Genomic DNA, 24843 nt, shown 5'->3' on the forward strand with positions numbered 1-24843 from the left:
TAGCTTGCCCAAAAACGCCGGGGACGTCATGACATTCTTTCACCTTTTCCTGCTCGCCATGATTCAAGGGGTAACGGAATTTCTGCCGGTTTCGTCCTCCGGCCATCTGATTCTGTTGCCCGCATTGACATCACTGGATGATCAGGGGCTGGTCATTGATGTGGCGGTCCATGTCGGCACCCTGTTCGCGGTTTGCTGGTATTTCCGGGCCGATGTCGGGCTTGCGGTGCGTGGTGTTCCCCGGTTGCTGCGTGGGGATCTGCATGACAGGGGCGGGTTTCTGGCATTCTGCCTTGCGGTTGCGACTGTGCCCGTCATCATACTGGGGCTGATCTTCAAGATCTTCGGCATCATGGACATGTTGCGCAGTGTCGCCGTGATCGGCTGGATGATGATTATTTTCGGCATCGTCCTGTATCTGACCGACAGGCTGGGCAAACAGACCCGCACGGCACAGGAATGGACGGTCAGACATGCCCTGATCCTCGGGCTTTGGCAGGCGATAGCGCTTATTCCCGGTGCATCGCGTTCGGGGATTGTCATTTCAGGGGCGCGGGCCCTGGGCTATTCCCGCCATGACGCCGCGAAACTGTCCATGCTGATGTCCATCCCCACGATCATCGCCTCTGGTACGCTTATGGGGCTGGATGTGGTGCGCATTGCGGATTGGCAGGCGGCAAAAGATGGCGCAATCGCCGCCCTGATTTCCTTTTTTGCGGCCTGGGTGGCGTTGGTGTTCATGATGAAATTGCTGCGCACGGTCAGTTTCACGCCATATGTCATTTACCGGCTGATCCTTGGCGCAATCCTTCTGGCCATCGCTTATGGCTGAGTTTCCTGCGCGTTGATCGGCTTGACCGAGGCCGTGACATAATTCACCGACAGGTCACGATCCGAAATCGACCAGTTCCACCGCAGCTTGTCGAAAACAAATCCCTTGCGGTCCACCGGATCAAGCCCTGCCTGTTGCAACAGGTCATACAGTTCATCCGGGGTGATGAATTTCGACCATTCATGTGTTCCCTTGGGCAACCAGCGCATGACGTATTCGGCACCGATTATGGCCATGGCAAAACTTTTCGGATTCCGGTTCAGGGTGGAACAGATCATCAGCCCGCCGGGCTTCAGCAGGTGCTGGCAGGCTGTCAGATAGGATAGCGGGTCGGCCACATGCTCCACCACTTCCATGTTCAGCACCACGTCGAACTGTTCGCCCGTATCCACCAATGCCTCGGCGGTGGTATGGCGGTAGTCAATCGCAAGCCCCTGCTGTTCAGCATGAATCTGTGCAACGGGGATATTGCGTTCAGCGGCATCCGCCCCCACCACATCCGCGCCCAGCCGCGCCATGGGTTCGGACAGCAGCCCGCCGCCACAGCCGATATCCAGCAATCGCAGCCCCGCGAAGGGGACGGGCGCGGTCAGGTCGCGGTCAAATTCCGCCGCGATCTGCCGGGTGATGTAATCCAGTCGGCAGGGGTTCAGCATATGTAACGGCTTGAACTTGCCATGCGGATCCCACCATTCCGTGGCCATCGCTTCGAATTTGGCAACCTCTGCAGGGTCGATGGATGATATGGTCATGCGCACTCCGGTTTTTTCGTATCTGGCATATGGCAGGCCAGCCTTCGCAGGTATATAGTGCCCGTCATGGATAAGTCTGCTGGACATGACACCGCAGTTTCGGGTCTTTACCCGATATCAGACCCTTTCGACCAGCGCATGCTTGATGTGGGGCATGGGCATCAGGTTTATGTCGAACAATGCGGCCATCCTGACGGGATTCCCGTTGTTGTGCTTCATGGCGGGCCGGGGGGCGGGTGCAGCCCTGCAATGCGCCGTTTTTTTGACCCGCGGACCTACCGTGTTGTGCTGTTCGACCAGCGCGGTTGCGGGCGCTCGAAACCCGCCGCCACGATTGAGCATAACACAACGCAGCACCTGATTGCAGACATCGAACTGATCCGCCAGACACTTGGCATTCAGCGCTGGGTGGTTTTCGGCGGCAGCTGGGGCGCAACACTGGCGCTTGCCTATGCGCAGGCGCATCCTGAAATGGTGGCCTATCTGGTGTTGCGCGGCGTATTTACGGGCACTCAGGCCGAACTGGACTGGTTTTATGGCGGCGGGGCAGGGCGGTTCTTTCCCGAATTGTGGGCGCAGTTCCTGCGCCCGGTTCCCGCAGACGAACAGCATGATCTGATTGCCGCCTATGGCAAGCGCCTGTTCAGCGGCGACCGCCATCTGGAAGACCACTTTGCTCGCAGCTGGACGCGCTGGGAAAACGCGCTGGCCGCGATTGAAACGCGCGGGCCTGGCAGTGCGGAAGCGCCCGCCACTTATGCCCGCGCCTTTGCCCGGCTGGAAAACCACTATTTCCGCAATGGCTGTTTTCTGGGCGAGGATCGCGCTCTGATGCGGAACCTGGGCCGCATGCAGCATATTCCCGGCACTATCGTGCAGGGGCGGTATGACATGATCTGCCCGCCGACCACCGCGTGGGAACTGCATGCCGCCTGGGGAATGTCGCGGCTGGAAATGGTGCCTGTTGCCGGACATGCCCTGTCCGAACCGGGAATCAGTGCGGAACTTCTGCGCGTGATGAACCATATGCGCTATGAGACCCACAGGCTGAACCTTTAACCCTTGCGTTTTCACTGGCACCCACCTATATCACTGCCAACAGCGGCGCCTGTGAAGGCCCACCGGAAAAACCAACGGGCCGCGCGGCCCGTTTTTTTGTATTTTCGCCCCATGGGAGGGCTGCATGAGCGATCTGATCGCCAAAACCACACTGGACCAGCGCCTTGCCGCCATTATCTCTCCCGTCATCTCGGGGTTGGGGTTCGAACTGGTGCGCCTGCGCCTGATGGCAGGCAAGACCCGCACGCTGCAAATTATGGCTGACCGCCCCGAAGGCGGCATCGAAGTTGCCGATTGCGCAGAGATTTCCACTGCTGTTTCCGCAGCGCTGGATGTCGAAGACCCACTGGAAGACGCCTATGTTCTGGAAGTGTCCAGCCCCGGCATTGACCGCCCTCTGACCCGGCTGAAAGATTTTGACGCATGGGAAGGATATGAAGCGCGGCTGGAAACCACCGAACTGATAGACGGCCGCCGCCGCTTCAAGGGTATTCTTGCGGGTGTCGAAGGGGACGAGGTTCTGCTCGAAATCGAAGAGAACGGCGAGGCAGTGACCATAGGATTGCAATTCGACTGGCTGTCGGATGCGAAACTTGTGCTTACAGACGAGTTGATCGCCGAAATGTTGCGCACACGCAAGGCCAGCGGCGCAATCGACGAAAGTGAATTTGACCAGATTGAAACGGACGCGCCCGAGGGCGGCGCGGACCAAGAGGAGCATTGAGACATGGCGATCACCTCTGCCAACCAGCTTGAACTTCTGCAAACCGCCGAGGCAGTTGCCCGCGAAAAGATGATCGACCCTGAACTGGTCGTGCAGGCGATGGAAGACAGCCTCGCACGGGCGGCCAAGTCGCGCTATGGCGCAGATATGGACATCCGCGTTCATATCGATCGCAAAACCGGCGTCGCAGCATTCAGCCGGGTGCGCACGGTCGTCGCGGATGACGAACTGGAAAACCATCATGCGCAAGTGACCGTTGCGCAGGCCGCCCCCTATCTGGATGACCCGAAAATCGGTGATGAGATCGTCGATGTTGTTCCGCCGGTGGAACTGGGCCGGATCGCTGCACAATCCGCCAAGCAGGTGATTTTGCAGAAAGTGCGCGAAGCTGAACGCGACCGTCAGTATGAAGAATTCAAGGACCGCGCAGGCACTATTCTGAATGGTGTCGTGAAACGCGAAGAATACGGCAATCTGGTCATCGATATCGGCCGCGGCGAAGCTGTGTTGCGCCGCAACGAAAAGATTGGCCGCGAAAGCTATCGCAATGGCGACCGCATCCGCTGCTATGTCAAGGATGTGCGCCGCGAAGCGCGCGGGCCGCAAATCTTCCTGTCGCGCACCGCACCGGAATTCATGGCCGAACTGTTCAAGATGGAAGTGCCCGAAATCTATGACGGGATCATCGAGATCAAGGCCGTTGCCCGTGACCCTGGTTCGCGCGCGAAGATCGGTGTCATCAGCCATGATTCGGGCATTGACCCTGTGGGCGCCTGTGTCGGTATGCGTGGCAGCCGCGTTCAGGCCGTGGTGAATGAACTTCAGGGCGAAAAGATCGACATCATCCCCTGGACCGAAGATCAGGCGACATTCCTTGTCAACGCGCTGCAACCTGCGGAAGTCAGCAAGGTTGTTATCGATGATGATGCCGGCAAGATTGAAGTTGTCGTGCCCGATGAACAATTGTCACTGGCGATTGGCCGACGCGGCCAGAACGTGCGGCTGGCAAGCCAGTTGACCGGGCTGGACATCGACATTGTCACCGAATCCGACGATTCGGCCCGCCGTCAGGCAGAATTTGCGGAACGCACGCGCCTGTTCATGGAAGAGCTGGACATTGATGAAATGATGGCCCAGTTGCTGGTGGCCGAGGAATTCAGTTCACTTGAGGAAGTGGGCTATGTCGATATCGACGAATTGCTGGCTATCGACGGGTTTGATGAAGACACTGCGCAGGAACTGCAGACCCGCGCGCGCGAAAAACTGGAAGCGATTGCAACTGCTGCGTTGGAGAATGCCCGCGCCCTTGGCGTCGAAGACAGCCTGATCGCATTTGAGGGGCTGACCCCGCAAATGGTCGAAGCACTTGCCAAGGACGGGATCAAGTCACTGGAAGATTTCGCTACCTGTGCTGACTGGGAACTTGCCGGTGGCTGGACAACAGTGGACGGAAACCGTGTCAAGGACGAAGGGTTGCTGGAAGCCTTTGACATGAGTCTGGAAGAAGCGCAGCATCTGATCATGACCGCGCGTGTCATGCTGGGTTGGGTTGATCCGTCCGAACTGGAATCCGGTGTTGATGAAGATGCGGCAGCCGCAGATGCAGAAACTGCGGAAGACGCGAATTAGGCAGGGGCACATCAGGCATGGCCCGCGGCGGCAAAAAGACGGAACAGGACGGGCCTGAGCGGCGCTGCATCGTGACCGGCCAGTCCCAGCCTGCGCGCGGGTTGATCCGCTTCGTCGTCGGGCCTGACAGCGGGATCGTACCTGATCTGGCTGGTAAGCTGCCGGGGCGTGGCATATGGGTCAGTGCAGACCGCGACGCCCTGACACGGGCCGAGGACAAGAAACTGTTCGCGCGCGCGGCCAGGCAGCAGGTCAGCTTGCCCGAAGGGTTCGTTGATCTGGTTGAACAGCTTCAGACGAAGCGGGTTCTGGAATTGCTGTCGCTGGCGCGCAAAGGCGGGCTGGCGGTGGCCGGATATGAGAAATGCCGCGATCTGGCCCTGAAGGACCAGATGTTCGTGTTACTTCAGGCAAGTGACGGATCACCGCGCGGAAAGACAAAATTGCGCCCCCCCGACGGGGACGACAGTTACATCGGCTGGCTGAATGCACAGGAATTGGGTTTTGCATTCGGACGGGAACATGTGATACATGCCGCGCTTCGCTCTGGTGGACTGAGCAAAGCTGTTGTACAGGAAGCGGCAAGATTGGCCGGACTGCGCCAAGTAATCGGTGGAACGACCGCCGGAGAGGACAAGACGAACGCATGAGCGATACTGACGGAAAAAAACCACTCGGACTCGGCGGCAAAGGCGGCCAGGTGAAGCAGAGCTTCAGCCATGGGCGCACCAAATCTGTGGTGGTCGAGAAGAAGCGCAAGCGTGTTGTGGTCCCGAAACCCGGGGCCGCAGGCAACGCAACCGCGTCCGGCAGCGCCACGCCGCGCCCGGATTCTGCCCGCCGCCCTGCGGGGATTTCCGACGCGGAAATGGAACGCCGTTTGAAAGCGCTTGCCGCCGCCAAATCCCGCGAGGTCGAAGACGCCGCCATCCGCGCCGCTGATGAACTTGCCCGCGAGGAAGACCGCCAGCGCCGCCGTGATGAAGCCGAAGCCCGCGAGCGCGAAGAACGCGAGCGCGAAGAGGCGTTGCGCGCAAAGGCTGAAGAAGAAGCCCGCGCAACTGCAGAAGAAGAAGCACGCAAGGAACGCAAGGCTGTCGAAGCGGCAAAGCCTGCCCCTGCCGCACCCGGTGCGCCCTCGGCCCCTGAAGCGCCGCTTTCGGAACGCGCGCGCCCAACGGCAACTGCGGATGCACGCAAGGCCCCGAAACGCCCGGACGATGATCGTCAGGCGCGTGCCGCAAAGCCGCGCGATGATGCTGGCCGCCGTTCCGGCAAGCTGACGTTGAAAGACGCGCTGGCCGGCGAAGGTGGACGTCAGCGGTCAATGGCCGCGATGAAACGCAAGCAGGAACGCGCGCGGCAAAAGGCCATGGGCCAGTCGCAAAACCGCGAAAAAGTTGTGCGCGAAGTTCAGTTGCCGGAAACCATTGTGGTTCAGGAACTGGCCAACCGTATGGCCGAACGTGTGGCCGATGTGGTCAAATCGCTGATGAAAATGGGCGTCATGGCCACCATGAACCAGTCCATCGACGCCGATACCGCCGAACTGGTCATCGATGAATTTGGCCACAAGGTTGTGCGCGTGTCCGATTCGGATGTCGAACAGGTAATCGACCAGATTCAGGATGACCCTGAAAATCTGCAGACGCGCCCGCCGATCATCACGATCATGGGCCATGTGGACCATGGCAAAACCAGCCTTCTGGATGCCTTGCGCAAGACCAATGTGGTGTCTGGCGAAGCAGGCGGGATCACGCAGCATATCGGGGCCTATCAGGTCACTACCGAATCAGGCGCGGTCCTCAGCTTTCTGGACACGCCGGGCCACGCGGCATTTACCAGCATGCGCGCACGCGGCGCGAATGTGACCGATATCGTGGTTCTGGTTGTCGCGGCGGATGATTCGGTCATGCCGCAAACGATCGAAGCGATCAACCATGCCAAGGCCGCCAAGGTGCCGATGATTGTCGCCATTAACAAATGCGACAAGCCCGCCGCGGACCCCAACAGGGTGCGTACAGCACTTCTGCAACATGAAGTGGTTGTGGAAGCGATGTCCGGTGACGTGCAGGACGTGGAAGTGTCGGCGCTGACCGGCATGGGGCTGGATACACTGCTGGAAGCCATTGCGTTGCAGGCGGAAATTCTGGAACTGAAGGCCAACCCCGAACGTGCCGCAATGGGTGCCGTGATCGAAGCGCAGCTGGATATCGGCCGCGGGCCGGTGGCGACTGTTCTGGTTCAGAACGGCACATTGCGTCAGGGCGATATTTTCGTCGTCGGCGAACAATGGGGCAAGGTTCGCGCGCTGGTCAACGACAAGGGCGAGCGCGTCAAGGAAGCAGCACCTTCTGTTCCTGTCGAAGTGTTGGGCCTGAACGGCACACCCGAAGCCGGTGATGTGCTGAACGTGGTTGAGACCGAAGCACAGGCGCGCGAAATCGCGGATTACCGCCAGCAAGCCGCCAAGGACAAACGCGCGGCGGCGGGTGCTGCTACCACGCTTGAACAGCTTATGGCCAAGGCCAAGGCCGACAAGGACGTGGCCGAACTGCCCGTTCTGGTGAAAGCCGATGTGCAGGGTTCTGCCGAAGCAATCGTGCAGGCGCTGGAAAAAATCGGGAATGACGAAGTGCGCGTGCGTGTCCTGCATTATGGTGTTGGTGCGATCACCGATACCGATGTGGGGCTGGCCGAAGCTGCAGGGGCACCGATCATTGGTTTCAATGTGCGTGCCAATGCCTCTGCCCGGAATTCGGCCAACCAGAAAGGCGTGGAACTGCGCTACTATTCCATCATTTATGATCTGGTGGATGATATCAAAGCGGCGGCATCCGGCCTGTTGTCTGCCGAAGTGCGCGAGAACTTCATCGGGTATGCTGAAATCCGCGATGTGTTCAAGGTGTCGGGCGTTGGCAAAGTGGCGGGCTGTCTGGTCACCGAAGGGGTCGCAAGGCGTTCTGCCGGTGTGCGCCTGCTGCGTGACAACGTGGTTATTCATGAAGGCACGCTCAAGACCCTCAAGCGCTTCAAGGACGAAGTCAAGGAAGTGCAGTCCGGTCAGGAATGCGGCATGGCGTTCGAAAATTATGAAGATGTGCGCGTAAAAGACGTGATCGAGATTTTCGAACGCGAAGAGGTTGAACGCTCGCTCAGCTGATCAAGCAGACATGACGCAAGTTTCAATGCCGCAAGTTCCCCATGGTGCTTGCGGCATTTTCTTGCCGTTTTCAGTCGCAATCCGGCTTGCCCGAACGATTGCGGTGTCTATCTTATTGAAAAGTAATCACACAACATGCGGGGTGAATATACTCAGCCCTTTCGCATAGCCGGTAAACGGAGTCTTTCGTAACAATGTCCTCGTCCCCACAATCTGTTGATGTCCTGCGCAAAACCCGGTACCCCGATTCGGTGGCAACGGATGACGACAAGGCAGATGAGGGCGCAATGCAGGACCAGGGGTTCATACCTGATGCAGCCAATCTGCGTGCATTCCGGGATGCACTGGGACGGTTTGCGACGGGTATAACCCTTGTTACCATCAGCACGGACAATGGGCCAATGGGCTTTATTGCCAACAGCTTTTCCGGATTGTCGCTGGACCCACCGCTGGTTTTGTGGTCCCCGGCGCGCAGATCCAACCGGTTCGCCCATTTTGCGAAAGCCCCGTATTTTGCCATTCACGTGCTGCAACATGATTCTCTGGACTGGATTACACGCTTCAGCCGCGATGGTGCCGGGTTTGACGGTCTGAACCATGACGTCACACCGGAAGGCAGCCCCGTCCTGAATGATGCGCTTGCGCGGTTCGATTGCGCGCAGCACCAGACCCATGATGGCGGTGATCATCTGATCATCATCGGGCGCGTGTTGCGTTGCCACAGCCGGACTGGTGCGCCGCTGGTGTTCAGCCAGGGTGCCTATGGCAGCTTCATCCACCATAGCTGAGGGTACCGTAATACCGTGTCAATCCCAGAGACAGGGCGTTGTCCCGCCCGGCGTTCCGCGCATGAAAAAACCGGCCTCCGCGATAACGGAAGCCGGTTTTTCAACGCCCGGGTGATATGAAATCAGCCCTGACGCGCCTTGAATTTCTTTTGTGTCTTGTTGATCACATAGACACGGCCCTTGCGGCGCACAATCTGACAATCGCGGTGGCGCTGCTTGAGCGACCGGAGTGAGTTTCTGACCTTCATCGGCCTTCTCCTTATCGCGGCGCGCATGCGCCATTACGTTTATCCTGCAACATGCAGGGTTGAATGGTGGGCACGACAAGGTTCGAACTTGTGACCCCTACGATGTCAACGTAGTGCTCTACCACTGAGCTACGCGCCCTGACACGCCGTCCAACATACGCCCCAAACAAAAGGGACGCGGAGTGCGACCGCGTCAATTGCCGCCCGTATAGAAAGAATCGCAGGCATGATCAAGGGCTTTCGGAAGCGGAAACATTCGCGCTATAGTTATTTTGTAAAACATGGCCGGACAGATGAACGCATTTGATTTTTTTCCTGCAAGAATTGCAACCAGCGCGGTGGTTTTCGCATCACCGCATAGTGGCCGGACCTATGCACCAGAGTTCCTGAAAGCATCCATACTGGAAGAACTGGCGCTACGCTCGTCAGAAGATGCCTATGTCGATATGTTCCTGAAGAACGCCCCGGATTATGGTGCCCCTGTTTTGCTGGGTGGGGTTCCACGAGCTTATGTTGACTATAATCGCGCCGCAACCGAACTGGACCCTGCGCTGATTGCCGATGTGCCGAAGGCCACGTTGAATCCGCGCATCATGTCCGGGCTGGGCGTGATTCCCCGCGTGGTAGCCGGATCGCGCAGCATCTATGCGGGCAAGATTACCCGCGCTGCCGCAGAAGATCGCCTGCAACGCTTCTGGCACCCCTATCATGACCGGCTGGAATCAGTGATGGACCAGCAGCGCCGTCAGTTTGGCCGCGCCATTCTGTTCGACATGCATTCGATGCCCCGCGATGCCACCAGCCATGACCGGCGGTTCACCAGTAAGCGCCCTGATATCGTGCTAGGTGACAGGTTCGGGGCGGCATGTGCCCCTGATATCAGTCATATGGTGGCACAGATATTCACCGCGGCGGGTTTGCGGGTGGCGCGCAACGCCCCCTTTGCCGGCGCCTATATTGCGCAACGCTATGGCACCCCTTCCACTGGCCGACATGTTGTCCAGATAGAGATTGATCGCGGCCTGTATCTGAATGAACGAACAGTGACGCCCAGCCGGAATTTCGACAGTTTTGTGCAGCTTATGGATGAAATAGTCCGCGCCCTGAGCGACATTGGCCGTGACCGGGGAGGTGAAATCGCCTTGGCTGCTGAATAGGCGCAGGGATCAGCTGCCGTTCTTCTTCGCGCGCGTGGTGCCGAAGACACGCAGGTCCAGTTCGACTCCGCGCTTTGCCGCGCTGTCTGCCACAGCCTGCAGCAATGTCTTGTTGCGCGTCAGCATCCGGCGGAAGCGCTGCTCGTCCAGCGTAAGCAAGGTGGAATGGCTGATGGCGCTGACCATGGCGCTGCGTGGTTCACGTGCCAGCATACCGATATGCCCGAAAAACTCCCCCCGGCCCAGTCGGGCTTTCTGGCCTTTGCGTTCCACTTCCACCGCACCAGAGGCGATGAAGAAGACACAATTCGCCACTTCGCCCTTGCGGATAAGAATTGACCCCGGTTCGACATAGCGCGTTGTCAATGCGCGGGCCAGTTTCCGGCGCTGTTCATCGCTCATATCCTGAAACAACGGAAAGCTGCGCACAAACGCATCTTTCTGCAGCGCGAAATCCAGATGCGGCCGCGCTTCGACCGTGCTGCGCGCGGCGTCAGCGCGGTTGCGCAGTGTTGTATACAGTTCACGGCTTATCAGGCCATCGCCGAACAGGATTTCATACTCGCGTTCTTCCAGCCGCAGGCTTGTCCGGCGAATGAACCGCCGTTCCATTTCTTCGGCATAGCCCGGATACTGCAACCGCAGCCCTTCGATTGCGTTTTCTGTTTCTTCTTCGCGGCGGCGTAGCAGTTCATGCAACAGATCTGCCACGCGGCGGCCGTGAATGCGCCGGATCTTATTGTCCAGAAACCCGTGTAATTGCCCCAGAACCAGCCGTTGGTTCAACAATATCTCAAACCGGTCGGCGGTCATGTTTTCCAGCAACCATGACCAGTTCAGCCGACTGTGCAGCCAGACCGCGATGCGATACCACGCGCCATAGCCCAGCGCTATGCGCCCGGCGGCGCGGTATTCATACCGCCCGCCCTGCCGCGTGCGTTCAATCAGGCGGTCCACATCGGTCAGCATTTGTTCCACCAACCGGGCCGAAAATAATTGCTGGCGGAAATTCTCAATGATCAGGTCACGTTCGCGACCGGCCAGTGCAACAAGGCCCAGCGTAATACGGTCACGGTCTGGGATGGCCTGCGCGTTTTCGGCCATGTCCACGGCGATATCCAGCCGTTCGGCGAATCGTTTCGCCTCGGATCTGATCACCTCTTTGGGCAGCCGGTAGTCGCGGGTGGTTTCGGCCACTTCTTCGCGCACATTCTGCAGCGCGACAGCGATAACCTGATTGGACAGCGCAGTGTCCAGTGCGGGCAACCTGTCCAGTCCCAGCTTGCCGATGACCCAGCGCAGAGTCGTGCCCTGTATCAGCAATGTGAACAACGTGAATCCGGTGGCAAGAATACCCAGTTCCCGTTTTATCGCCGGGGGCACCAGCGCACTTTCGGTGACCGCCAGCGCCAGCGCCAGCGTGACGGCCCCGCGCAACCCACCCCACAGGATGGCCACGCGGTAAGGCCGGTCAACGCGCGGGGACAGTTTCAGCGCTGACAGCACCGGCAGCATGCCAAACAGGATCACCGCGCGCGCGAAAAAGGCCGCGACCACGATTACCCCGATCAGAAAAATATCGTTCAGGCGGACATCCACCATCAGCCGTGGAATCAGCAGAGCGGCCAGAATAAAGATCAGCGCACCTGCCCAATAGGCCAGCACATCCCATACTTCGCGCAGGTAATTATAGCTGGCGGGCGTCAGCCGCCCCGGCCCCAGCAGGTTCAGTGTCAGCCCCGACACCACAACCGCGATCACACCGGATGCGGAGGCAATCTGTTCCGCGACAATATATGTTAGATAAGGCAGTGCCACACTGATGGACACCTGCGCCCGCGGAAATGTCGGGATCAGCGTCATCAGTGACACGGTGACACGGGCAAAGACCCAGCCGATAAGGACACCGCCCGCGATCAGCCAGGGAAACGCCACCAGCGCTTCCTGTAATGTCGGGTCCGGCACGCCCAGCATCACGAAGGTAATGAAGAAACCGAATAACGCGATTGCGGCGGCGTCATTCAACAGGCTTTCGCCTTCGACAATGCGGGTCAGGCGTTGGGGCGCGGCGATATTCCGGAAAATACTGACAACTGCGGACGGGTCCGTGGTCGACACAATGGCCCCGATCAGCAGGCAGGCCACCAATGGCAATGTTGTAAACGGCTTCAGCGCGTATCCGATAACCACGGTTGCCACGATCACGGCCATCACCGCCATGACCAGAATGGGAACCCAGTCATCCAGCATGCGCCGCGCATTCACCATCAGCGCGACCTGAAACAGCAGTGTCGGCAGCAGAACATACAAAAAGACATTGGCGCGGATTGGTTGTTCCAGCAAACGCCGCACTGTCGGATTCAGCGCCTCGTTCAGGTCCGAACTCAGCAAATACAGCGCCACCCCGCCCAGAACGGCGCCGATAACGGCCAGAATCACGGTAAAGGGCAACCGCGCCCTTTCCGAGAGGGGTTCGGAAATCCCGATAATGATGAAAAGCACCGCAAGGGCCGCGACAAGCGTAATAATATCCATGCTTTTTTATAGCTGGAAAGTTCCTGAAATCGAATATGTTAGCATCACTTTGACGACATTTCCGGCGCAGCGCGATCTGTTTGCACTGCAGCGTGGCAAGGGCTTGAGGCCGCGCGACAAGCCTGCCGGTACTATGCGCAAAGTTTCAAAGGGTGGAACGACATGCCCGGCGGATGGCATTCTCTCTTGCGCTGGCGGGCATGCGGGACATATGGTCTGCACGAACCAGAAAATCGGGGGCCAGAATGGACATCAGGACAGTCGGAATTGTCGGCGCGGGCCAAATGGGCAACGGGATTGCCCATGTTTTTGCACTGGCCGGTTTTGAAGTGCTGATGAATGACATTTCCGAAGATGCCCTGAACAACGCTGTCGCATTGGTTGACCGCAATCTGGAACGGCAGGTTTCGCGCGGCAAGGTCACCCCAGAGGACAAGGCCGCGGCCATGGCGCGCATTCGCACGACAACCAAGCTGCACGAACTTGGCCCGTCTGATCTGATCATTGAGGCGGCGACCGAACGCGAAACAGTTAAGCAGGCTATTTTCGAAGATCTGCTGCCGCATATACAGCCGCACACGATTCTGACCTCGAACACGTCATCGATTTCGATCACCCGTCTGGCAAGCCGCACGGACCGCCCGGAAAAGTTCATGGGCTTTCATTTCATGAACCCTGTGCCTGTCATGCAACTGGTTGAACTGATCCGGGGTATTGCCACGGATGAACCCACCTATAAGGCGCTGCATGCCGTGGTTGAAAAGCTGGGCAAGACCGCCGCCAGCGCCGAAGATTTCCCCGCCTTTATCGTGAACCGTATCCTGATGCCCATGATCAACGAAGCGGTTTACACGCTGTATGAAGGTGTCGGGTCCGTCAAATCCATCGACGAATCGATGAAGCTGGGCGCCAATCACCCGATGGGGCCACTGGAACTGGCAGATTTCATCGGTCTGGATACCTGTCTTGCCATCATGAATGTGCTGCATGACGGGTTGGCCGATACGAAATACCGCCCCTGTCCGTTGCTGACCAAATATGTCGAAGCTGGCTGGCTGGGTCGTAAAACTCAGCGCGGGTTTTATGACTACCGGGGGGAAACCCCTGTGCCGACGCGCTGATCAGGCAGGTCTTGCGCCGCAACCGGCAATCCCCCGGCCGGTTGATATGGAACAAGGCAAATCCCCCCTGATTATGGCATACTGCCAGACAGGAGGAGATCGCCATGATAAATGAAAACGACATTCTGGACATGACATGCCTGACCCGCGAGCAGATTGCCATCCTTGCGGAACACGCGCATATTTCGCAGGTCAGTGCGGCAGAACTGGCTGAGTACATGATGCATATGCACCATGGCCCTCAGCATGTGCAGCAGTTGATATGCGATGATATTGCCCATGCCCTGCATGCCGATGACCTGCCAAAGGCCCGCGCGCTGTATGCCACATTGAAAGAATTCCTTGCAGCGCATCCCGAAGCCCTGCGTGGCAATGGCTGAGCGGCATCACACGTAGCGGCTGAACAGCGCTTTCAGGTCGGTGGCATTGCGGGTCACGTCATGGGCGGCCTCTACACGCGCGCGCGCCATCGCACCCATACTGGCCAGTTCTTCGGGCGGGGTGTCCATACAGGCACGCATCGCAGCCGCAAGGGCCGGTACATCGCCTGCAGGCACCAGCCAGCCGGTCTGCTGATCCACCAGTTCCGGAATGCCCGCAATATAGGTTGAAATTACCGGCCGCCCCAGCGCATGCGCTTCCATGATGACAATGGGCAACCCTTCGGCGAAGCTGGGCAGCAGCAGCGCGCGCGCGCCTGACAGCGCATCCTTGACCGCGGCATTGTCCGCCCAGCCGCGCAATTCCACATGCTCGCCAAGCCCATGGCGGGCAATCGCAGCAGTAATCGCAGGGCGGGTGTCCCCGTCACCTATCAGGATCACACGCGCCTGGGGGTGGGTCTGGTGCAGATCGGCCAGTGCCGCGACAATATGTTCCTGCGCTTTTTGCACGCATAACCGCCCGACACAGACAAACGGCGCATCAGTCGCGGGTGGCGGGGCAGGGCGTAGATCCGTCACATCCACCCCGCAGCGCACCACATGCAGTTTCGGCCAGATGCCCATTCCCCCCGCAAGCGCCAGTTGCACGCGCGCGAATTCGGTAATGGCCACAGCAAACCGCGCCATCTGCAACTTCAGGCCAAGCGATGCGGCGCCCGGGTCCAGAAACTCATCCGGGCCATGCGCGGTAAACGAATATCCCGGCCCGCCCAGCCGCGCGCAAAGCAACGCAACTGCCGCAGTGTTGGTCGAAAAATGTGCGTGGACATGGGTGCAACCATTGGCCAGCCGCTTCAGATGCACGGCTTCCATCAGATAGGCCACATGGCGCACCAATGCCCCGCGCCCGGCGTTACGATAAAGTGTCCACGCAGTTTTTGCCGCGCGCCAGAACCCTCGCGGATTGCGCAGGCTTTCTGCCATGGTCAGCAATACTAGCCGCAACCCGCCCGGCGCCAGAAGATAGGTTGTGCGGGTCTGTTCCTGACGATCCGCATCATCAACCAGTTGCTGGTCCCATGGGCGCACAGCAAAACGCCGGACCGACACACCCTGCGCTTCAAGTGCGGCGATTTCCCGGCGGATAAATGTCGCTGAAGTAACGGGATATGTGTTCATCAGATAGGCGATCTGCATCACACCAACCCCGCTTCAATATTGGGTCAATGCGTCCAGACCTGCCGACGATTGGTCGCAAAATTGTCGCCATACCCGCCGGGGCGCAGATTCGGGCGCCGCGATTTCGGTTCGATGACATTATATTCAATGGCATGGGCGCGGGCATAGGCTTCGGCGGCATCGCGCGTGTCAAAACGCAGCTTGACCTGCGCATCCATATCCCCGGAACTGGTCCATCCCATAAGCGGGTCAATCCGGCGCGCTTGCGCGGGCGAGAACTCAAGCACCCAGTTCTGTGTCTTGGCCATGCCGGATTGCATGGCATTACGGGCGGGGCGGTAAATTCGGGCACGCATGGCAAACCTCTTGTCAGGACAGGCGTTTTATGCGCGAAACCCGCACCCGATGCAAGCATTCCCGCAGGCATGTGACGGCGATGGGCGCAGGCAGAAAAGGCCGGTCGAAAGATGGGAATAAGGACGGGCGGTCCGGCAAAGGCGCGCAGGATCGCAACAGTGGCTTGAAACACCACCGCAACCGGTCTATACGCCGCGCAGGGTATTTTGTGCCCTGAACATGGTAACACGCCGCGTGGCCCCGATTCGTCGCTGATGGGGCTTTCCGGCATAGGAGATAGCGACATGAAACTGAATGAACTTCGCGATAATGAAGGCGCAACCAAGAAACGCATGCGCGTTGGCCGTGGCCCTGGTTCGGGCAAGGGTAAAATGGGTGGCCGTGGTATCAAGGGCCAGAATTCGCGCTCTGGTGTTGCGATCAAGTCCTATGAAGGCGGCCAGATGCCGCTTTACATGCGCCTGCCGAAACGCGGCTTCAACAAGCCCAACCGCAAGGCTTTCGCTGTGGTCAATCTGGGCCTGATCGAAAAATTCATCACCGAAGGCAAGCTGGACGCAGCCAGCACCATCACCGAAGACGCGCTGATCGCGTCCGGTCTGGTCCGTCGCAAGCGTGATGGCGTGCGTGTTCTGGCCAAGGGCGAGATCAGCACCAAGATCAATCTGCAAGTCACCGGTGTGTCCAAAGCGGCACAGGAAGCTGTCGAAAAAGCAGGTGGCAGCGTTGAAATTCTGGTGCCCGCTCCGAAAAAGGAAGAGGCGGCAGCCGAATAATGGTTGTGACCGGCGCTTACGGCGCTTACATCACCGCATAGGGTTTTCGCGCCGCCGACCGGGACCCCGGTCCGGCGGCGCTGACATGTAAGAGAGAGACGGGCATGGCATCTGCTGCTGACAAACTCGCGGCCAATACAAGCTGGGGGGCGCTGGCAAAGGCGACCGACCTGCGCAAACGCATCTTCTTCGCGTTGGGGCTGCTGATCGTCTACCGCATTGGCACCTATATTCCGGTTCCGGGCATTGACGGTCTGGCCTTGCGTGAATTCATGGATGAAGCGGCGGCGGGCATCGGCGGCATGCTGAACATGTTCACCGGCGGCGCCATCAGCCGTATGGGCATCTTCGCATTGGGGATCATGCCCTATATTTCTGCGGCGATTATCGTGCAGCTTGTCGGTGCGATGTATGAACCGTGGAAACAGCTGAAAAAAGAAGGCGAGATGGGGCGGCGCAAGCTAAACCAGTATACCCGCTATCTGACGGTGTTGCTGGCGCTTGGGCAATCTTACGGTCTGGCCGTATCGCTGGAAGCCGGTGATCTGGCAACAGATCCGGGCTGGTTCTTCCGTGCGGCGGTGGTCATTACGCTGGTCGGCGGCACCATGTTCCTGATGTGGCTGGGCGAGCAGATTACCGAACGCGGTATCGGCAACGGGATTTCGCTGATCATCTTCGTGGGTATTATCGCAGAAATCCCCGCAGCACTGGCACAATTCCTGAGTCAGGGACGTTCGGGTGACATTTCGCCTGCCGTCATCATTGGTGTTGTCCTGATGATAATCGCGGTCATCGCCTTTGTGGTGTTCATGGAACGCGCGATCCGCAAAATCACCATCCAGTATCCGCGTCGTCAGGTTGGGATGAAGGTGTTTGACGGCGGGCAATCCCACCTGCCGATCAAGGTGAACCCCGCCAATGTGATTCCCGCGATCTTTGCCTCATCGCTGTTGCTGCTGCCCACAACTGTCGCCACATTCTCGGGCAATTCGCAAAGTGAGCTGATGGCCACGCTGCTGGCCTATTTTGGCCCCGGCCAGCCTGCCTATCTGCTGTTCTTCACGGCGATGATCATCTTCTTCACGTTCTTTTACACGCAAAACGTGTCTTTCAAGACAGATGACGTGGCCGATAACCTGAAAAACCAGAACGGGTTCATTCCGGGCATCCGCCCCGGCAAGCGCACGCAGGATTATCTGGACTATGTCGTGACGCGCCTTGTCACTGTCGGGTCCATCTATCTGGCGGCGGTCTGCCTGCTCCCTGAAATTCTGCGCGGGCAGTTGGCGATACCGTTCTATTTCGGCGGCACATCGGTGCTGATTGTTGTGTCGGTGACGATGGACACTATCAATCGTGTGCAATCGCACCTGCTTGCGCATCAATATGAAGGGTTGCTTGAAAAGTCGCAATTGCGCGGCAAAGGCAAGCGCCGCGGCACCACAGGCAAACCGAAGGCACCGGCACGGCGATGAACATCATTCTGATCGGCCCACCGGGTGCGGGCAAAGGCACCCAGGCGAAACGTCTTGTAACAGAACGCGGCATGGTTCAGCTGTCCACAGGCGACATGCTGCGCGAGGCCAAGACATCGGGCACCGAGATGGGCAACCTTGTGGCCGATGTCATGGCGCGCGGGGAACTGGTTACCGATGAAATCGTCATTGGGCTGATTGCTGAGAAGCTGGATTCTCTCGGCGATGCAGGTGCTATTTTTGACGGGTTCCCACGCACATTGGCGCAGGCCGATTCGCTGGAAGCGCTGATGGCATCCAAGGGCAGCGCCATCGATCATGTCATCGAGATGCGCGTGGATGATGATGCGCTTGTGGCCCGTATCACCGGGCGCTTCACCTGCGCCACCTGCGGCGAAGTGTATCATGACACCCTTCGCCCCACCAAGACAGACGGCGTATGTGATGTTTGTGGCGGCACCGAATTCACCCGCCGTGCCGATGATACCGAAGACGCGCTGCGTACCCGGTTGCTGGCGTATTACAAACAGACATCACCATTGCTGGGCTACTACCATGCCAAAGGCAGCCTGAAAGTAGTGGATGGCATGGCAGAGATGTCCGCCGTTTCCGTCCAGATAGCCGATATTCTTGAAAAGTGATCTGTCAGGGGCTGCGGCCCCTGCTTCAGTTCAGGGGCGTGTCATGCAGGGCCAGACCTATAGTTGCGAATATTCGGTTGGTGAAGCGCTGGGGCAGTTGGTGATCTGGGTCTTGCTGACCATCCTCACCCTTGGGCTGGCGCTTTTTGTGCTGCCCTATTACTTCCTGAAAGCCCCGATCAACCGCACCTATGTTCTGGACAGTGCAGGCCGCAAAATCGGCCAGCTATCTGTCGAAGTTGGCTTCACCGATATTCTGGGGCATGCGTTGCTGTGGCTGATCCTGACGATTCTGACCCTTGGATTTGCCTATCTGATTTACTGGCAATCGGTCATGAAGCGGTTGATGAACGCCACACGAACTGTGCCACTTTGACCGCGCGCGCATTGTCCCGGCGGCTTGCCCTTGACCTTTGCGCTGAAAACGCATAGGCGACACACTCATACGCAGAATCGCGCCCTGTTTTCGGGGCGCGGCTTTGTTTGAAATGCACGCGGGCCATGCCCCCGTGTTGTGAAAAAAGGTTCTGGGATTACGGAACCGCAACGAAAGGAAGATCCGCGTGGCACGTATTGCTGGCGTAAACATCCCGACGGGGAAGCGCGTCCCCATCGCCCTGACCTATATCCATGGTATCGGTTCAAAATTCGCGCATCAGGTTTGTGAAGCAACCAATATCGACGTGACTCGTCGTATCAATGAACTGTCGGACGCCGAAGTTCTGGCGATCCGCGAATATATTGACGCGAACTTCACCGTTGAAGGTGATCTGCGTCGCGAAGTTCAGATGAACATCAAACGTATGATGGATATCGGTTCCTATCGCGGTCTGCGCCATCGTCGCAACCTCCCTGTGCGCGGTCAGCGCACGCATACCAATGCGCGCACGCGCAAAGGTCCGGCAAAAGCCATTGCCGGCAAGAAGAAATAAGGGGAGGGTTCAGAAATGGCTCGTGATAAAACCCGCGTTAAGCGCAAGGTCCGCAAGAATATTGCCGCTGGCGTCGCGCATGTGAATTCCAGCTTCAACAACACCAAGATCCTGATTTCAGACGTTCAGGGCAATGCGATTTCATGGTCATCTGCTGGTACAATGGGCTTCAAAGGGTCGCGTAAGTCGACGCCTTATGCTGCACAATTGGCCGCAGAAGATGCTGGCAAGAAAGCACAGGAACACGGCGTGAAAACGCTGGAAGTCGAAGTGCAGGGGCCTGGCTCTGGCCGTGAATCGGCATTGCGCGCACTGGCTGCGGCTGGTTTCAACATCACCTCTATTCGTGATGTGACGCCAATGGCGCATAATGGCTGCCGCCCACCGAAGCGTCGCCGCGTCTGATTCAGCAGATTTTAAGGTCGGGCTGCGCGCATCCGCGCGGCCCGATTACGTCATTCTAGATCCTCGGGCGTTGCGTTGCTGGGTCATGGCAATGCGACAGGAATGGAGGCGACCATGATCCATAAAAATTGGCAAGAACTGATCAAACCGGCACAACTCGACATCAAGCAGGGTGCCGATGTCAACCGTATTGCAACCCTCACTGCCGAACCGCTGGAACGCGGCTTCGGTCTGACGCTGGGAAATGCGCTGCGCCGTGTGCTGATGTCGTCGCTGCAAGGCGCCGCAATCACATCTGTCCAGATCGATAATGTGCTTCACGAATTTTCGTCCGTACCGGGTGTGCGTGAAGATGTGACCGACATCGTTCTGAACCTGAAAAGCGTTGCGTTGCGCATGGATGTCGAAGGTCCGAAACGTGTGTCCTTGTCGGCGCAGGGTCCGGGTGTTGTGACAGCTGGCGAAATCACCACAAGTGCCGGGATCGAGGTTCTGAACAAGGAACTGGTCATCTGTCACCTGGATGAAGGCGCTTCGGTGTATATGGAACTGACCATCAACACTGGCAAAGGTTATGTATCCGCGGACAAGAACCGCCCCGAAGATGCGCCGATCGGGCTTATCCCGATTGACGCCATTTTCTCGCCGGTGCGCAAAGTCAGCTATGAAGTGCAGCCTACCCGCGAAGGGCAGGTTCTGGACTATGACAAACTGACAATGAAGATCGAAACCGACGGGTCGGTGACACCGGAAGATGCCATCGCTTATGCCGCGCGTATTCTGCAGGATCAGCTTCAGGTCTTTGTCAACTTTGACGAACCCGAAGCAGCAGGCGCGAAAGACGCTGATGACGGGCTGGAATTCAACCCGCTTCTGCTGAAGAAAGTCGACGAGCTGGAACTGTCCGTGCGTTCTGCGAACTGTCTGAAAAACGACAATATCGTTTATATCGGCGATCTGATTCAGAAAACCGAGGCAGAGATGCTGCGCACCCCGAATTTCGGGCGCAAATCGCTGAATGAGATCAAGGAAGTTCTGTCGGGCATGGGCCTGCATCTGGGTATGGATGTGGAAGAATGGCCGCCGGAAAATATTGACGAACTGGCCAAACGGTTCGAAGACCAGTTCTGACAGGTGGGGCTTCTGAATGCCCCGTCTGCCGTACAGAATGCAGGGCGCGCGTGCAGGCGCGCGTCCTACGATCCGGGCAAACGCCCCAAGGAGAGTCGTGGTCACGCAATCCACGGCCGGACAAAGTAAAAAGAACGACGTTAAAGGAGATATCACATGCGTCACGCCAGAGGTTACCGCCGCCTGAACCGCACCCATGAGCACCGCAAGGCGCTTTTTTCCAACATGGCCGGTTCGCTGATCGAACATGAACAGATCAAGACCACCTTGCCCAAAGCCAAGGAACTGCGCCCCATCGTGGAGAAGCTGATCACCCTGGCCAAGCGCGGTGATCTGCATTCCCGTCGTCTGGCGGCATCGCAACTGAAGCAGGACAAGGATGTTGCGAAACTGTTCGACATTCTGGGCCCGCGCTACAAGGAACGTCAGGGCGGGTATATCCGCATCATGAAGGCCGGTTTCCGTTATGGCGACATGGCCCCGATGGCGATCATCGAATTTGTTGATCGTGACCCCGCTGCGAAAGGCGCGGCTGATCTGGCCCGCCTGGAAGCCGCCGACGCGACCGAAGAATAAGCACGCGCTGCTTGCGCACAGTAAAAGCCCGCACATCTGGTGCGGGCTTTTTGCATTGAACTGTGCGGCGCGCGCTTCCTATATCATGGGGGCTGTCGGCTTCAGGGAAAGGATATGCACCAGATGCGTTTTGCCGTTTTGCTGTTGGTTTTCTGCACGACGATATTTTCCACCGCCACATCATCGCAAACCGTGCCCGAATCCCAGTTCCAGATGCAACTGAGCTTCGCGCCTGTTGCGCGACAGGCGGCCCCCGCCGTTGTCAATATCTATGCCCAGCGCATCGTCGCGCAGCGGCGCAGCCCCTTTGCTGATGATCCTTTTTTTGGTGACCTGTTCCGCAATTTTGGTCAGGTCACCCCGCGCGTGCAGGATTCGCTGGGTTCAGGCGTGATTGTGTCTGAGGACGGAATCATCGTGTCGAATTTCCATGTGGTCGGCAATGCAACCGAAATCCGCGTTGTCCTGAATGACCGCCGCGAATATGATGCCGATATTATCCTGACAGATGAAGAAAGCGATCTTGCTGTTCTGAAACTGCGCAATGCGTCCGGCCTGCCGGTTCTGGAACTTGCCAATTCTGATCTGGTCGAAGTCGGGGAACTGGTGCTGGCCATCGGCAACCCTTTCGGGATCGGGCAAACAGTGTCCAGCGGCATCATTTCCGGGCTGGCGCGGTCGGGCATCGCAGTCGGGTCGGGGCGCGGGTATTTCATCCAGACTGACGCCGCAATCAATCCCGGAAATTCCGGCGGCGCGCTGGTTGACATGCAGGGCCGCCTGATCGGCGTGAATACCGCCATCATCACCCGGTCCGGTGCATCCCATGGCATAGGATTCGCCATTCCCGCCAATCTGGTAGCACAGGTTGTGTCACAGGCACGCGACGGGCAGACACGGTTTCAGCGGCCCTGGGCCGGGGTTTCCGCCCAGGCCGTGGATGCAACATTGGCCGAGGCGTTTGACCAGCGCATCCCCGAAGGCGTCATATTGCTGGACCTGCACCCCGACAGCCCCCTGGTACAGGCCGGGCTGCAACGGGGCGACATTATCCTGAATGTGGATGGCGCGCCGGTCAATTCTGCGCCCGAAATGATGTTTCGTCTGGCAAGCCGCGGGATTGGTGCGTCATCGGAACTGACATATCGGCGCGGCGATACTGTGCAACAGGCCCAGATGGAGTTGATCGCACCGCCAGACTCCCCCGACCGGCAGGCCCGCTATGTTGACGGCCCGTCCGCGCTGCGCGGTCTGACGGTTGCACGTATCAACCCGGCGGTGATCGCGGAATTTGATCTGCCCCTCAACGCGGACGGGGTGCTTGTCACTGATACGCAGGATTTTGCAGCGCGCACCGGGTTGCGCATCGGTGACATCTTACTGTCCATCAATGGCGAAGCCATCACCGCCCCCGATGATGTCATGCGCATGGCCAACACCCAGTCCCGCAACTGGCAGATCGAGGTGCAGCGCGATGGCAGACGCGTCAGCCTGCGCTTTCGCATATGAGTGTCCAATGGCCGCGCATTTCCCGCTTTCGCTGACCCGGCCATGGGCGTAGCCTGCGCATATGCCTGACCTGTTTGACAACCCCGCCAACATACCACCCGACAGCAAGGCCCGCCCGCTGGCGGATCGCCTGCGTCCTGTCACGCTGGATCAGGTTATCGGGCAGGACAAGGCATTGGGGCCGGACGGCCCCTTGGGGGCCATGCTTGCCAGTGGGCAACTGGCGTCTTTGGTGCTGTGGGGGCCGCCGGGCGTGGGTAAGACTACCATCGCCCGCCTTCTGGCCGACCAGACAGATATGCATTTCATTCAGATCAGCGCCATCTTTACCGGTGTGCCTGATCTGCGCAAAGTGTTCGAACAGGCGAAACTGCGCCGCCAGAACGGGCGCGGCACCTTGCTGTTCGTGGATGAAATTCACCGTTTCAACAAATCCCAGCAGGACAGCTTTCTGCCCCATATGGAAGATGGCACCATCACTCTGGTCGGGGCCACCACGGAAAACCCGTCCTTTGAACTGAATGCCGCGCTGTTGTCGCGCGCGCAGGTTATCGTGCTAGAGCGGCTGACGCTGGCTGCACTGGAACGTCTGGCCCAGCATGCTGAACAGGAACTGGCACGCCCCCTGCCACTGACCGGCCCGGCCCGCGAGGCGCTGCTGGAAATGGCCGATGGGGATGGCCGCGCCCTGCTGAACCTGATCGAACAGGTCATGGGCTGGAAGGTGACGGGCAAACTGGACCCCGACGCCCTTGGCCAGCGGCTGATGCGCCGCGCGGCGCAATATGACAAGGGCGGGGATGCGCATTATAACCTGATTTCAGCCCTGCATAAATCCGTGCGCGGGTCCGACCCGGATGCAGCGCTGTACTGGTTCGCGCGCATGATCGATGGTGGCGAAGATCCGCGTTATCTGGCGCGGCGTCTGGCCCGTATGGCGGTCGAGGATATCGGCCTTGCTGACCCGCAGGCGCAGGCCGTCTGCCTTGAAGCATGGCAATGTTATGAACGTCTGGGAAGCCCTGAAGGGGATCTGGCATTGGCGCAGGCAGTCATCTATCTGGCGCTGGCGCCGAAATCCAACGCGGGATATGTCGCGTGGAAAGGGGCATTGGCATTGGCCCGCAAAACCGGTTCCACCGTGCCGCCGAAACATATCCTGAACGCCCCCACGAAACTGATGCAGGATCAGGGCTATGGCGAAGGCTACGCCTATGATCACGACGCCGAGGACGGGTTTTCGGGGCAGGATTACTTCCCCGAAGGCGTGAAACGCCCGGTGTTGTATCAGCCCGCCGAACGCGGTTTTGAACGCGAATTGTCCAAGCGCGTGGCGTGGTTTGCCAAGCTGCGGGCAAAACGCGGGCAATAGCGGCGCGCGCGCCCATCCGGCATATGTTTTTGTCTGGCTGCAGCGCGGATCGGCGCTTCGTTGGGGTGGCGCGCAGGGCTACCGGTTGACAACTGG

25 protein-coding genes and 1 tRNA gene are annotated in these 24843 nt (G+C 58.6%); 20 read left to right on the forward strand and 6 right to left on the reverse strand.

Annotation, left to right across the window (positions count from 1 at the left end):
* The first annotated feature begins 28 nt into the window (after positions 1-28).
* On the forward strand, positions 29-832 hold the full coding sequence (locus PUT78_RS10780; protein WP_274352273.1) for an undecaprenyl-diphosphate phosphatase: 804 nt from the start codon (positions 29-31) through the stop codon (positions 830-832).
* Here the strand turns inward: PUT78_RS10780 and ubiG are convergent.
* A complete protein-coding gene (ubiG, locus tag PUT78_RS10785; protein WP_274352274.1) occupies positions 823-1584 on the reverse strand; it encodes a bifunctional 2-polyprenyl-6-hydroxyphenol methylase/3-demethylubiquinol 3-O-methyltransferase UbiG in 762 nt (253 codons plus the stop codon). The two genes, PUT78_RS10780 and ubiG, sit on opposite strands and share 10 nt — an antisense overlap.
* Positions 1585-1650: 66 nt before the next feature.
* Between ubiG and pip the strand changes: the two genes are divergently transcribed.
* From pip to PUT78_RS10815, 6 genes are all read left to right on the forward strand, one after another.
* Positions 1651-2643 (forward strand): prolyl aminopeptidase, encoded by a 993-nt coding sequence (gene pip, locus PUT78_RS10790; RefSeq protein ID WP_274352275.1) that lies wholly within the window; start codon positions 1651-1653, stop codon positions 2641-2643.
* 124 nt (positions 2644-2767) lie between these two features.
* A complete protein-coding gene (gene rimP, locus PUT78_RS10795; protein ID WP_274352276.1) occupies positions 2768-3367 on the forward strand; it encodes a ribosome maturation factor RimP in 600 nt (199 codons plus the stop codon).
* 3 nt (positions 3368-3370) lie between these two features.
* Positions 3371-4996: a transcription termination factor NusA gene (gene nusA, locus PUT78_RS10800; RefSeq protein ID WP_274352277.1), complete on the forward strand. Its 1626-nt coding sequence runs from the start codon at positions 3371-3373 to the stop codon at positions 4994-4996.
* A 17-nt stretch (positions 4997-5013) separates the two neighbouring features.
* Entirely contained in the window at positions 5014-5646 is a 633-nt protein-coding gene (locus PUT78_RS10805) for an RNA-binding protein (RefSeq protein ID WP_274352278.1), read from the forward strand.
* A complete protein-coding gene (gene infB / locus PUT78_RS10810) occupies positions 5643-8159 on the forward strand; it encodes a translation initiation factor IF-2 (protein WP_274352279.1) in 2517 nt (838 codons plus the stop codon). Before PUT78_RS10805 ends, infB begins: the two co-directional genes overlap by 4 nt.
* A gap of 287 nt (positions 8160-8446) precedes the next feature.
* Positions 8447-8947: a flavin reductase family protein gene (locus PUT78_RS10815; RefSeq protein WP_274352325.1), complete on the forward strand. Its 501-nt coding sequence runs from the start codon at positions 8447-8449 to the stop codon at positions 8945-8947.
* A gap of 122 nt (positions 8948-9069) precedes the next feature.
* On the opposite strand, the gene ykgO is transcribed toward PUT78_RS10815, so the two are convergent.
* Together ykgO and PUT78_RS10825 are read right to left on the reverse strand one after the other, a co-directional pair.
* The gene (gene ykgO, locus PUT78_RS10820; RefSeq protein WP_071479794.1) at positions 9070-9195 is read right to left on the reverse strand and encodes a type B 50S ribosomal protein L36; all 126 of its coding nucleotides are present in this window, start codon (positions 9193-9195) and stop codon (positions 9070-9072) included.
* Positions 9196-9259: 64 nt separating this feature from the next.
* Positions 9260-9334: transfer RNA gene (locus PUT78_RS10825), tRNA-Val, on the reverse strand.
* 154 nt (positions 9335-9488) lie between these two features.
* On the opposite strand from PUT78_RS10825, the gene PUT78_RS10830 reads away from it, so the two are divergent.
* Positions 9489-10352 (forward strand): N-formylglutamate amidohydrolase, encoded by an 864-nt coding sequence (locus PUT78_RS10830; RefSeq protein WP_274352280.1) that lies wholly within the window; start codon positions 9489-9491, stop codon positions 10350-10352.
* Between the two features lie 9 nt (positions 10353-10361).
* On the opposite strand, the gene PUT78_RS10835 is transcribed toward PUT78_RS10830, so the two are convergent.
* Positions 10362-12887 (reverse strand): cation:proton antiporter, encoded by a 2526-nt coding sequence (locus PUT78_RS10835; RefSeq protein ID WP_274352281.1) that lies wholly within the window; start codon positions 12885-12887, stop codon positions 10362-10364.
* A gap of 245 nt (positions 12888-13132) precedes the next feature.
* Between PUT78_RS10835 and PUT78_RS10840 the strand changes: the two genes are divergently transcribed.
* Positions 13133-14008, forward strand: a complete 876-nt coding sequence (locus PUT78_RS10840; protein WP_274352282.1) for a 3-hydroxybutyryl-CoA dehydrogenase — start codon at positions 13133-13135, stop codon at positions 14006-14008.
* A 104-nt stretch (positions 14009-14112) separates the two neighbouring features.
* A complete protein-coding gene (locus PUT78_RS10845) occupies positions 14113-14388 on the forward strand; it encodes a hypothetical protein (RefSeq protein ID WP_274352283.1) in 276 nt (91 codons plus the stop codon).
* 6 nt (positions 14389-14394) lie between these two features.
* Here PUT78_RS10845 and PUT78_RS10850 read toward each other — a convergent pair whose 3' ends face one another.
* A complete protein-coding gene (locus PUT78_RS10850) occupies positions 14395-15588 on the reverse strand; it encodes a glycosyltransferase family 4 protein (protein WP_274352284.1) in 1194 nt (397 codons plus the stop codon).
* 26 nt (positions 15589-15614) lie between these two features.
* A complete protein-coding gene (locus tag PUT78_RS10855; RefSeq protein ID WP_274352285.1) occupies positions 15615-15926 on the reverse strand; it encodes an ETC complex I subunit in 312 nt (103 codons plus the stop codon).
* 285 nt (positions 15927-16211) lie between these two features.
* Here PUT78_RS10855 and rplO point away from each other — a divergent pair, with 285 nt between their 5' ends.
* From rplO to PUT78_RS10905, 10 genes are all read left to right on the forward strand, one after another.
* Complete coding sequence (gene rplO / locus PUT78_RS10860) at positions 16212-16703, forward strand: 50S ribosomal protein L15 (RefSeq protein ID WP_274352286.1); 492 nt, start codon at positions 16212-16214, stop codon at positions 16701-16703.
* 104 nt (positions 16704-16807) lie between these two features.
* Positions 16808-18181, forward strand: a complete 1374-nt coding sequence (gene secY / locus PUT78_RS10865; RefSeq protein ID WP_274352287.1) for a preprotein translocase subunit SecY — start codon at positions 16808-16810, stop codon at positions 18179-18181.
* Positions 18178-18822, forward strand: a complete 645-nt coding sequence (locus PUT78_RS10870) for an adenylate kinase (RefSeq protein WP_274352288.1) — start codon at positions 18178-18180, stop codon at positions 18820-18822. The genes secY and PUT78_RS10870 overlap by 4 nt, the downstream gene beginning before the upstream one ends.
* Positions 18823-18865: 43 nt before the next feature.
* Positions 18866-19198 (forward strand): DUF6693 family protein, encoded by a 333-nt coding sequence (locus tag PUT78_RS10875; RefSeq protein WP_274352289.1) that lies wholly within the window; start codon positions 18866-18868, stop codon positions 19196-19198.
* A gap of 187 nt (positions 19199-19385) precedes the next feature.
* Positions 19386-19754 carry a 30S ribosomal protein S13 gene (gene rpsM, locus PUT78_RS10880; protein ID WP_274352290.1) on the forward strand — a complete coding sequence of 123 codons (369 nt, stop codon included), beginning with the start codon at positions 19386-19388 and terminating at the stop codon, positions 19752-19754.
* A gap of 15 nt (positions 19755-19769) precedes the next feature.
* Entirely contained in the window at positions 19770-20159 is a 390-nt protein-coding gene (gene rpsK, locus PUT78_RS10885; protein ID WP_274352291.1) for a 30S ribosomal protein S11, read from the forward strand.
* A gap of 114 nt (positions 20160-20273) precedes the next feature.
* Positions 20274-21290, forward strand: a complete 1017-nt coding sequence (locus PUT78_RS10890) for a DNA-directed RNA polymerase subunit alpha (RefSeq protein ID WP_274352292.1) — start codon at positions 20274-20276, stop codon at positions 21288-21290.
* Positions 21291-21446: 156 nt separating this feature from the next.
* A complete protein-coding gene (rplQ, locus tag PUT78_RS10895; protein ID WP_274352293.1) occupies positions 21447-21866 on the forward strand; it encodes a 50S ribosomal protein L17 in 420 nt (139 codons plus the stop codon).
* Between the two features lie 123 nt (positions 21867-21989).
* Positions 21990-23375, forward strand: coding sequence for a trypsin-like peptidase domain-containing protein (locus tag PUT78_RS10900; protein WP_274352294.1), 1386 nt, complete (start codon positions 21990-21992; stop codon positions 23373-23375).
* A gap of 61 nt (positions 23376-23436) precedes the next feature.
* A complete protein-coding gene (locus tag PUT78_RS10905) occupies positions 23437-24747 on the forward strand; it encodes a replication-associated recombination protein A (RefSeq protein ID WP_274352295.1) in 1311 nt (436 codons plus the stop codon).
* Positions 24748-24843 lie beyond the last annotated feature (96 nt).

The sequence above is a fragment of the Roseinatronobacter alkalisoli genome (genome assembly GCF_028745735.1).
Lineage (GTDB): Bacteria > Pseudomonadota > Alphaproteobacteria > Rhodobacterales > Rhodobacteraceae > Roseinatronobacter > Roseinatronobacter alkalisoli.

Excerpts from the sequence above, each read along its gene's own strand:
- PUT78_RS10845 (WP_274352283.1), top strand. The coding sequence starts at position 14,113 with ATGATAAATGAAAACGACATTCTGGACATGACATGCCTGACCCGCGAG.
- secY (WP_274352287.1), top strand. The coding sequence starts at position 16,808 with ATGGCATCTGCTGCTGACAAACTCGCGGCCAATACAAGCTGGGGGGCG.
- rplO (WP_274352286.1), top strand. The coding sequence starts at position 16,212 with ATGAAACTGAATGAACTTCGCGATAATGAAGGCGCAACCAAGAAACGC.
- ykgO (WP_071479794.1), bottom strand. The coding sequence starts at position 9,195 with ATGAAGGTCAGAAACTCACTCCGGTCGCTCAAGCAGCGCCACCGCGAT.
- PUT78_RS10815 (WP_274352325.1), top strand. The coding sequence starts at position 8,447 with ATGCAGGACCAGGGGTTCATACCTGATGCAGCCAATCTGCGTGCATTC.
- PUT78_RS10870 (WP_274352288.1), top strand. The coding sequence starts at position 18,178 with ATGAACATCATTCTGATCGGCCCACCGGGTGCGGGCAAAGGCACCCAG.
- PUT78_RS10835 (WP_274352281.1), bottom strand. The coding sequence starts at position 12,887 with ATGGATATTATTACGCTTGTCGCGGCCCTTGCGGTGCTTTTCATCATT.
- PUT78_RS10840 (WP_274352282.1), top strand. The coding sequence starts at position 13,133 with ATGGACATCAGGACAGTCGGAATTGTCGGCGCGGGCCAAATGGGCAAC.
- PUT78_RS10890 (WP_274352292.1), top strand. The coding sequence starts at position 20,274 with ATGATCCATAAAAATTGGCAAGAACTGATCAAACCGGCACAACTCGAC.
- rpsK (WP_274352291.1), top strand. The coding sequence starts at position 19,770 with ATGGCTCGTGATAAAACCCGCGTTAAGCGCAAGGTCCGCAAGAATATT.
- PUT78_RS10905 (WP_274352295.1), top strand. The coding sequence starts at position 23,437 with ATGCCTGACCTGTTTGACAACCCCGCCAACATACCACCCGACAGCAAG.
- rplQ (WP_274352293.1), top strand. The coding sequence starts at position 21,447 with ATGCGTCACGCCAGAGGTTACCGCCGCCTGAACCGCACCCATGAGCAC.
- PUT78_RS10830 (WP_274352280.1), top strand. The coding sequence starts at position 9,489 with ATGAACGCATTTGATTTTTTTCCTGCAAGAATTGCAACCAGCGCGGTG.
- PUT78_RS10805 (WP_274352278.1), top strand. The coding sequence starts at position 5,014 with ATGGCCCGCGGCGGCAAAAAGACGGAACAGGACGGGCCTGAGCGGCGC.
- nusA (WP_274352277.1), top strand. The coding sequence starts at position 3,371 with ATGGCGATCACCTCTGCCAACCAGCTTGAACTTCTGCAAACCGCCGAG.
- PUT78_RS10855 (WP_274352285.1), bottom strand. The coding sequence starts at position 15,926 with ATGCGTGCCCGAATTTACCGCCCCGCCCGTAATGCCATGCAATCCGGC.
- rimP (WP_274352276.1), top strand. The coding sequence starts at position 2,768 with ATGAGCGATCTGATCGCCAAAACCACACTGGACCAGCGCCTTGCCGCC.
- infB (WP_274352279.1), top strand. The coding sequence starts at position 5,643 with ATGAGCGATACTGACGGAAAAAAACCACTCGGACTCGGCGGCAAAGGC.
- ubiG (WP_274352274.1), bottom strand. The coding sequence starts at position 1,584 with ATGACCATATCATCCATCGACCCTGCAGAGGTTGCCAAATTCGAAGCG.
- PUT78_RS10875 (WP_274352289.1), top strand. The coding sequence starts at position 18,866 with ATGCAGGGCCAGACCTATAGTTGCGAATATTCGGTTGGTGAAGCGCTG.
- PUT78_RS10900 (WP_274352294.1), top strand. The coding sequence starts at position 21,990 with ATGCGTTTTGCCGTTTTGCTGTTGGTTTTCTGCACGACGATATTTTCC.
- pip (WP_274352275.1), top strand. The coding sequence starts at position 1,651 with ATGGATAAGTCTGCTGGACATGACACCGCAGTTTCGGGTCTTTACCCG.
- PUT78_RS10850 (WP_274352284.1), bottom strand. The coding sequence starts at position 15,588 with ATGCAGATCGCCTATCTGATGAACACATATCCCGTTACTTCAGCGACA.
- PUT78_RS10780 (WP_274352273.1), top strand. The coding sequence starts at position 29 with ATGACATTCTTTCACCTTTTCCTGCTCGCCATGATTCAAGGGGTAACG.